This window comes from Pseudonocardia sp. SID8383, from assembly GCF_009864975.1.
Classification (GTDB): domain Bacteria; phylum Actinomycetota; class Actinomycetes; order Mycobacteriales; family Pseudonocardiaceae; genus Pseudonocardia; species Pseudonocardia alni.
In genome coordinates, this window is sequence record NZ_WWFY01000119.1 from 1 (window position 1) to 7,697 (window position 7,697).

At 74.2% G+C, this 7,697-nt stretch carries 7 protein-coding genes; 2 read left to right on the plus strand and 5 right to left on the minus strand.

Annotated features, from left to right (window positions below):
* The 5 genes from GTW08_RS02755 to GTW08_RS02775 all read right to left on the minus strand — a co-directional run.
* Positions 1 to 607, minus strand: a 607-nt coding sequence (locus tag GTW08_RS02755) for a DUF917 family protein (RefSeq protein ID WP_161151352.1), incomplete at its 3' end; no start/stop codon positions are given.
* An 18-nt stretch (positions 608 to 625) separates the two neighbouring features.
* A complete protein-coding gene (locus GTW08_RS02760; protein ID WP_073575223.1) occupies positions 626 to 1,759 on the minus strand; it encodes a DUF917 domain-containing protein in 1,134 nt (377 codons plus the stop codon).
* Entirely contained in the window at positions 1,756 to 2,832 is a 1,077-nt protein-coding gene (locus GTW08_RS02765; RefSeq protein ID WP_073575222.1) for a DUF917 domain-containing protein, read from the minus strand. The genes GTW08_RS02760 and GTW08_RS02765 overlap by 4 nt, the downstream gene beginning before the upstream one ends.
* A complete protein-coding gene (locus tag GTW08_RS02770; RefSeq protein ID WP_073575221.1) occupies positions 2,829 to 4,421 on the minus strand; it encodes a hydantoinase/oxoprolinase family protein in 1,593 nt (530 codons plus the stop codon). The genes GTW08_RS02765 and GTW08_RS02770 overlap by 4 nt, the downstream gene beginning before the upstream one ends.
* A 68-nt stretch (positions 4,422 to 4,489) precedes the next feature.
* A complete protein-coding gene (locus GTW08_RS02775) occupies positions 4,490 to 5,827 on the minus strand; it encodes a purine-cytosine permease family protein (protein ID WP_073575220.1) in 1,338 nt (445 codons plus the stop codon).
* 141 nt (positions 5,828 to 5,968) lie between these two features.
* Here GTW08_RS02775 and GTW08_RS02780 point away from each other — a divergent pair, with 141 nt between their 5' ends.
* Together GTW08_RS02780 and GTW08_RS02785 are read left to right on the plus strand one after the other, a co-directional pair.
* Positions 5,969 to 6,961: an LLM class F420-dependent oxidoreductase gene (locus tag GTW08_RS02780; protein WP_073575219.1), complete on the plus strand. Its 993-nt coding sequence runs from the start codon at positions 5,969 to 5,971 to the stop codon at positions 6,959 to 6,961.
* Positions 6,962 to 6,963: 2 nt separating this feature from the next.
* Positions 6,964 to 7,697 (plus strand): tyrosine-type recombinase/integrase (locus GTW08_RS02785; protein ID WP_161151353.1); only part of this gene is annotated, 734 nt, incomplete at its 3' end.

The window sequence follows — 7,697 nt, forward strand, 5'->3', positions numbered from 1 at the left end:
GCGTGCCCAGGCAGGCGTCGCCGAGCGCGGCCGCAGCCGGTGCGGGCGCCATCACGGCCCCGGCCCAGCCACCCGCCTGGGCGACGAACGCGCGCACGGTCAGCTCGGTCGACACCGGGTCCCCACCGTCGACGACGACGGTCTGCCCCGCCGGCTCGGCCAGCGCCATCGGCGTCACCGCACCCCCGGCGACGACCCGGGTCAGCTGGTCGACCCGGGGCAGCGCGCGCCCCATCAGGTCGGCGTCGACCAGCGGCAGCCCCAGCTGGTGGGCCAGCGGCAGCGGCAGCACCCCGTTCAGGCCGGCCGCCTCGAACGGCATGACCGCGGCCGGGGTGACCCCGGTCCAGCGGACCAGCGCGCGCACGGCCGCGGGCAGCTCGTCGCCCGAGGGCAGTTTCTCGCCCAGCACCCGGGTGCCGCCGAGCATCCCGACCGGCAGCACCGGGGCGTCGCCGAGCTCGGCGGGGGAGTGCAGCCGGACCGGGCCCGCCGCCAGCACCGAGCGCAGCACGTGGGCGTACACCCGGGCGTCGCCACCCCCGCCGGAGCCCAGCAGCAGCACCCCGGTGACGAGGGCGTCGACGTCGCCTGCGGTCACCTCCACGACGCGGATGCTGCCAGGTCAGACCCGGTCCGCGGCGCCCGCTCCCCGCGGGACCGCGGTCTCCAGCGGCACGAACGGCACGTCCAGCCCGAAGCAGGCCGGCCCGAACACCGCGAGGGCCTCCGGCGTGCGCATCATGTCCGGCGTCGAGATCCCCACCACGACGACGCGCTGGCCGTAGCGCAGCGCCTCGGTGGTGATGGGCTCCCCGGACTCGGCCTCCAGCACGCAGATGAGGTCCGGGACGACCGCGACGGTGGTGTCGTCGACGGTCGCGACCAGGGTCTCGTTCTGGAAGACGGTACGGAGCTCGGAGCCGCCGTCGAACGCGGTGAACCGCGCGGTGCCGCGGGCGAACCCGTCGACGGTGCGCCGCTCGACGTCGGAGACCTTGCCGGCGAACAGCACCCGCAGGTGCCGGTACAGGGTCGGGGCGAGGGCGTCGGCGATCGCCCCGACCGGGTCGCCGAGCTGCTCGCGTGCCTCCCGGATCGCCCGGCCCAGCCGCAGCGCCAGGGTGAGGGTGTGCGGGATCGCGGTGCGGCGCACGTCGGCGCCGGACATCGGGTACTCCGCGATCAGCGCCGACCCGCCCATCCGGATGGCGGCCCCGCGCGCCAGGTGCTCCATGCGGTGGTTGTCGGTGCCGGTGTCGATGAGCACCGACTCGCCGTGGTCCCCGGCGACGACCATCGGCGACCCGGACACGCCGTACACCCCGAAGGTCTCCATCTGCAGCTCCGGGAACGCCCGGCCCATGCCGTCGCCGTCGATGACCGGAAGCCCGGTCCGGGCCGCGACGAGCAGCGGGATCATCGAGTTGATGCCGCCGCACTCCATCGGGATGGTCGCATCGGCGGTGCGCCCGAGGTGCTGCTCCAGGCGGCGCAGGGCGAGCACCGGCTCGTCGCCGCGGGGGATCTTCTCGATCATCACCGTGGGCGCGCCCATCATCGCCGTCGCGATGACGAACAGGTCGTCGGTCAGGTCGGCGGGGTCGGCCGGGTCGAGCACGGTGACGGGTCCGTGCTCGCGCATCGCCTGCTCCACCATGAGCCGCCCGATGTAGGGGTCCCCGCCGCCGCCGGTGCCGAGCAGCGCGGCGCCGCGGGCGAGGTCGGGCAGGTCGTCCGGGGTCAGGGTCCAGGTCATACCGGTGCTCCGTCCGTCACGGTGTCGTGGACCCGCACGGGGTCGGTGTCGTAGCCGAAGTACCGCGGTCCGACGACGGCGATCGCCTCCGGGGTGTGCCAGCGCGGGTCCGCGGGGGCGGCGAGCACGCTGACCCGGTGCCCGAAGCGCAGCGCCTCGGTGGTCACCGGCTCCCCGGTCGCGGTGTCCAGCACCATGATCAGGTCCGGGGTGGTGACGACGGTCGTGCCGTCGACCTCGGCGATCAGGTGCTCGTTCTGGAACCGCAGGACACAGCCGCCGGACAGCGTCGCCGTCCCGCGGGCGAACCCGGTGGTGGTGCGCCGCTCGACGTCGACGACCTTCCCGGTGTGCACGACCCGTCCGCCGACCTCGGTGGCGGCCGCCGCGACCGGGTCGGTGAACCCGGCCCGGGCACCGGCGATGGCGCGCCCGATCCGCACGCAGAGCCCGAGGGTGCCGCGGACCATCGTCTCCCGCGCCCGGGCGCCGGTCATCGGGTAGTTCGAGATGATCGCGGTGCAGCCCATGGTGATGGTCATGCAGCGGGCGAGGTCCTCGGCCCACTTCGCGGTCGGGCAGTGCAGGACGCCGGTGTTGCCCTGCTCGTCGGTGATCGACATCGGGGTGGCGGGGACGCCGGCGACGCCGGGCAGCACCATCTGCAGCTCGGGGAACGCCCGGCCCATGCCGTCGCCGTCGACCAGCGGCAGCCCGAGCATCGCCGCACCGGCCACCGGGATCGTGGAGTTGATGCCACCGGCCTCGATGCACGCCACGTGGGTGGGCGTGACCCCCAGGTGCGCGGCGAGCGCGGTGACCGCGCGGCCGATCTCGTCGTAGGCGGGCAGCTTCTCCACGCTCACCGTCGGCGCCCCCATCTGCGCGACGACGAACACGGCGGCGTCGTCGGGCAGGTCGGCGGGATCGACGAGCGGCACGGGACCGTGCGCCCGCAGCGCCCGCTGCGCCAGCAGCCGTCCCAGGTACGGGTCGCCGCCGCCGCCGGTCCCCAGCAGCGCCGCGCCCCGGGCGAGCGCGGGCAGGTCCTCGGCGGTCAGCAGCGCCGTCACCGGGTCACCGTCCGCTCCAGGCGCAGGTCGCCGACCGCCTTCGCGCGGATGCGGGTCGCGTTGCCGGGCAGGTAGGGGATGGGGACCTCGTCGAAGTCGACGAGCGCGACCGAGCCGGGGTCGGCGCCGGAGGCGACCGCACGGTCCACGGCCTCCTGCTTGGCGGCGTCGACGACGGCGTTGCGGCGGCCGGGCTCGATCGCGTACACCCGGTCGACCTCACCGCCGACCTGCGCGATCGCCGCGCCGATGGCGTTGGCGACGGCGAAGTTCTCCGGGCGGTGCACCGCGCCCAGCCCGGGGAACGCCTCGGGCAGCAGCACCGAGCCACCGCCGACGGCGACCACCGGCAGCGGGTCGGCGGAGATCCGCATCCGGTCCACGACGTCGGCGACGTCGGAGGCGATCCGGTCCAGCGCCGCGGTCACCAGCTCCCGGGACAGCCCGGCGACCAGGGAGCGGTCGCCGATGTCGGCCCGGCCCGCCGCGACGGCGATGTCGGTCGCGGTCAGGGTGTCGCCGCCGAACACCAGCGCCCGCTCGGTGAGCCGGTAGCCGACCGAGTCCGGGCCGACGGTGGGCCCGTCGGGCCGCTCGGGGGAGCCGGTGCGGACCAGGGAGCCGCCGCCGATGCCGACGCTGAGCACGTCGGGCATCCGGAAGTTGGTGCGCACCCCGGCCACGCTGACCTCGACGGCGGCCTCGCGCGGGAAGCCCGCGGTCAGCACGCCGACGTCGGAGGTGGTGCCGCCGACGTCGACGACCGCGCAGGTGCCCAGCCCGGACAGCACGGCGGCGCCGCGCATCGAGTTCGTCGGGCCGGAGGCGAACGTCGCCACCGGGTAGCGACGGGTGTAGCCGACGTCCATCAGGGTGCCGTCGTTCTGCGACAGGTACAGCGGCGCGGTGACGCCCTGGCCCTGCACCGCCCCGGCGAGCGCGTCGACGATGTGCGCGGCGAGCTCGCGCAGCGCGGCGTTGACGATCGTCGCGTTCTCCCGCTCCAGCAGCCCGACCCGGCCGATCTCGTGGGACAGCGAGATCGGCACGTCCGGGCCCAGCTCCTCGGCGATGATCTCCGCGGCGGCCAGCTCGCACTCGCTGGTCACCGGGGAGAACACCGAGGAGATCGCGACCGAGCGGACGCCGTGGGCCGCCATGTCCGCGGCGTGGCGGCGCAGCTCGTCCGGGTCGAGCGGGGAGATGCGGCGGCCGTCGAACTCGTGGCCGCCGTGGGCGAGGTAGCCGCGCCCGGCGATCGCGTCGACCAGCCGCTGCGGCCAGTCGACCATCGGGGGCAGCGCCGCGGTGGCGGGCAGGCCCAGGCGCAGCGCCGCGGTGGGGGCGAGCCGACGGGCCTCGACCAGGGCGTTGACGAAGTGCGTCGTCCCGATCATCACGGCGTCGACGTCGCCGGGGGAGAACGGGTGGTCGGCCTGCAGCCCGGTGAGCGCGCCGACGATGCCGGAGGTGACGTCGTCGGTGGTCGCGGACTTGACGGCGGCCAGCACCCGGACACCGCCGGACGGGGCGTCGTCGAGCAGGACGGCGTCGGTGTTGGTGCCGCCGACGTCGATGCCGATACGCATGGAGTGCTCCTTCGGTGGTGCCGCGCCGCCCGCCCGTGACGTCACGGGCGGGCGGCGCGGAGTGCGGGTCAGGACGTGACGGCGGGGGTTGCGGCCCGGTCCGGCGCCTCGGTGCGGCTGACACCGATCCCGCGGAGCAGCCCGAGCCGTCCGGCGACGACGTAGAGCACGAAGGCCGCCACGATCGAGTTCACGCTGGGCAGCCCGGCGTCGACGAGACCGCCGAGCAGGGCCGACGCGGCCCAGACGGCCAGCGTCGCCGGGACCCAGGTCGGTGAGGTGGCGGGCAGTGCACCGGTGGCCCGCGCCGCCTCCAGGTCACCGCGCCAGCGCTTCACCACGAAGTACTCGGCGACCATGATCCCGGCGATCGGCGGGAACACCACGCCCAGCACCGACAGGAACCCGGTGAACAGGTCGAGGATGCCGCCCGCGGCCAGCAGCGAGCCGACCACGCCGAGCGCGAGGGTGACCATCGGGCGGCTCACGGTGCGCCCGAGCACGGTTCCCGCGAAGTTCACCACGCCCAGCCCGGACGAGTAGAGGTTCCAGTCGTTGATCTTGAGGGTGCCGAGGATGATGATCAGCGTCCCGACCCAGCCGACCGACGACGTGACGATGGTGATGATGTCGTCGGAGCGGATGGCGTGCGCCAGCAGCACACCGGACATGCCGATCACGTACTCGCCGAGGGTGAACCCGACGACGGTCTGCTTGACCACGTCGGCGGAGGTCCGGTTGAACCGGGTCATGTCCGGGGTGATGATCGCCCCGACGATGAAGCCGCCCGCGACCAGCGTCGTGCCCTCGACCAGCGAGATCGACGGCCCCGGCGGCGGGCTCGCCATGAGCGCACCGAGGTCGTGGCCGAGCAGGGCGCTGCCGATCGACCAGCCGACCAGCACCAGGAACGCCGGCACGGTGATGTAGGCGACCCACTGCATCGAGCCGAAGCCCCACAGCACGATCATGGTGACGACCAGGCCGAACACCAGCGACCACGCCCAGACCGGCAGCCCGCCGATCAGCGTGACCAGGCCCTCGGCCGAGACCCCGGACTGCACGCCGAACCAGCCGACGAGGCTCACCCCGATCGCGACGCCGATCAGCGCGCTGCCGCCGTGGCCGAAGCCGGTCCAGCGGGCCAGCAGTGAGGTGTTCAGGCCCTCCTTGCAGCCGATGATCCCGACGCCGATCGAGACCAGCTCCAGGATCACCGCGCCGAGGGTGAAGGCGAGGAAGGCGTCCCAGAACCCCATCCCGAACCCGAGTGTCGAGCCGAGCAGGAACTGGCTCAGGGCCGACACCTGCCCGAACCGCTGTACCGCCACGCTCCACCACGAGTACCGGGCGTGCTCCGGAACCCTGGTCAGGGCGTAGTCGTCCGTACCGACCCCACCGCTCATCTCGGTCTCCTCTCGGCTGGTTGCGAGAACGGTAGGTGCAGGTCAGAGCCCGGTCACGGGGCGATGTGCCCGGTCCGGGGCCAACCACTGTGCAGACTGCCCTTACGGGTCGCCGCGCGACGGACGTCCTAGGCTCGGCGCATGCGTTTCGGACTCTTCGTGCCCCAGGGCTGGCGTCTCGACCTCGTCGGCGTCGATCCCGCCGCCCAGTGGGACGTGATGCGCGGCCTCGCCGAGCACGCCGACCGCGGCGACGTCTGGGAGTCGGTCTGGGTGTACGACCACTTCCACACCGTCCCCGCGCCCACCGACGAGGCCTGCCACGAGGCGTGGAGCCTGATGGCCGCCTTCGCCGCGACGACCGAGCGGGTGCGGCTCGGCCAGATGTGCACCTGCATGGCCTACCGCAACCCCGCGTACCTGGCGAAGGTCGCCGCCACCACCGACGTCATCTCCAAGGGCCGCGTCGAGATGGGCATCGGCGGCGGCTGGTACGAGCACGAGTGGCGCGCCTACGGCTACGGCTTCCCCCGGCCCGGCGAGCGGCTCGGCATGCTCGACGAGGGCGTGCAGATCTTCGCCCAGGCCTGGCGCGAGGGCCGGGCCACCCTGCACGGGAAGCACTACACCGTCGACGACGCCATCGTCGCGCCCCGCCCGCTCCAGGACGGCGGCATCCCGCTGTGGATCGCCGGCGGCGGCGAGAAGGTCACCCTCAAGATCGCCGCGAAGTACGCGCAGTACACCAACTTCGACGGCACCCTCGACGGCTTCCGGCACAAGTCGGCGCTGCTCGCCGACCACTGCCGCGATGTCGGCACCGACTACGACGCCATCGTCCGCTCGGCCAACTACAACGTCGCGATCGGGCACACCGAGGCCGAGGTGGAGGAGCGGCTCGCCCGGCTCGTCGCCCGGCTGGAGCCGATCGTCGGTGCGGAGAAGGCCCAGGGCGCGCTGGGTGCGTTCCGCGGGATGCCCGGCGTCGGGACCCCGGAGCAGATCGTGGAGAAGCTCTCCGCGCTGCAGGCCGTCGGCATGAGCTACGGCATCTTCTACTTCCCCGAGGCCGCCTACGACCGGTCGGGCATCGAGCTGTTCGAGCGCGAGGTCGTCCCGGCCCTGCGGGACTGACGGTGCCGACCGTGCGCCGGGTGGCCGAGGACTACCTCGACCACCTGGCCGTCGAACGGGGACGAGCGCAGAACACCCTGCGCTCCTACCGGCTCGACCTCGGGCGCTACCTCGACCACCTCGACCACCTGGGACGCGCGGAGCTGACCCAGGTGGCCGAGGCCGACGTCGCCGCGTTCGTCACGGCGCTGCGCACGGGGGAGCGCCCGCTGGCCGCGTCCTCGGCGGCGCGGGCGCTGGCCGCGGTGCGCGGGCTGCACCGGTTCGCGCTGTACGAGGGGCTCACCCCGACCGACGTCGCGGCCGGTGTGGCGCCGCCGGCACTGGGCTCGCGGCTGCCGTCCGCGCTGTCGGTCGACCAGGTCGACCAGCTCCTCGCCGGCTGCGTGTCCGACGGCCCGGTCGGGCTGCGCGACCGGGCCCTGCTGGAGCTGCTGTACTCCACCGGCGCCCGGATCTCCGAGGTCGTCGGCGCCGATCTCGACGACCTGGACCCGGACGCGCGGACGATCCTGCTGCACGGCAAGGGGAACAAGCAGCGGATCGTGCCCGTCGGGCGCCCCGCGCTGGCCGCCGTCGACGCCTACCGGGTCCGGGCCCGGCCCGACCTCGCCGGACGGGGCACGGGCAGCCCGGCGCTGCTGCTCAACGCCCGCGGCAACCGGCTGTCCCGGCAGAGCGCCTGGCACGTCCTGCGCGCCGCCGCCGAGGCGTCCGGGCTGCCCGGCGACGTCGT

Bases quoted from the DNA above. Each gene is read 5' to 3' on its own strand.
- GTW08_RS02780 (WP_073575219.1), top strand. From the start codon at position 5,969: ATGCGTTTCGGACTCTTCGTGCCCCAGGGCTGGCGTCTCGACCTCGTC.
- GTW08_RS02760 (WP_073575223.1), bottom strand. From the start codon at position 1,759: ATGACCTGGACCCTGACCCCGGACGACCTGCCCGACCTCGCCCGCGGC.
- GTW08_RS02770 (WP_073575221.1), bottom strand. From the start codon at position 4,421: ATGCGTATCGGCATCGACGTCGGCGGCACCAACACCGACGCCGTCCTG.
- GTW08_RS02775 (WP_073575220.1), bottom strand. From the start codon at position 5,827: ATGAGCGGTGGGGTCGGTACGGACGACTACGCCCTGACCAGGGTTCCG.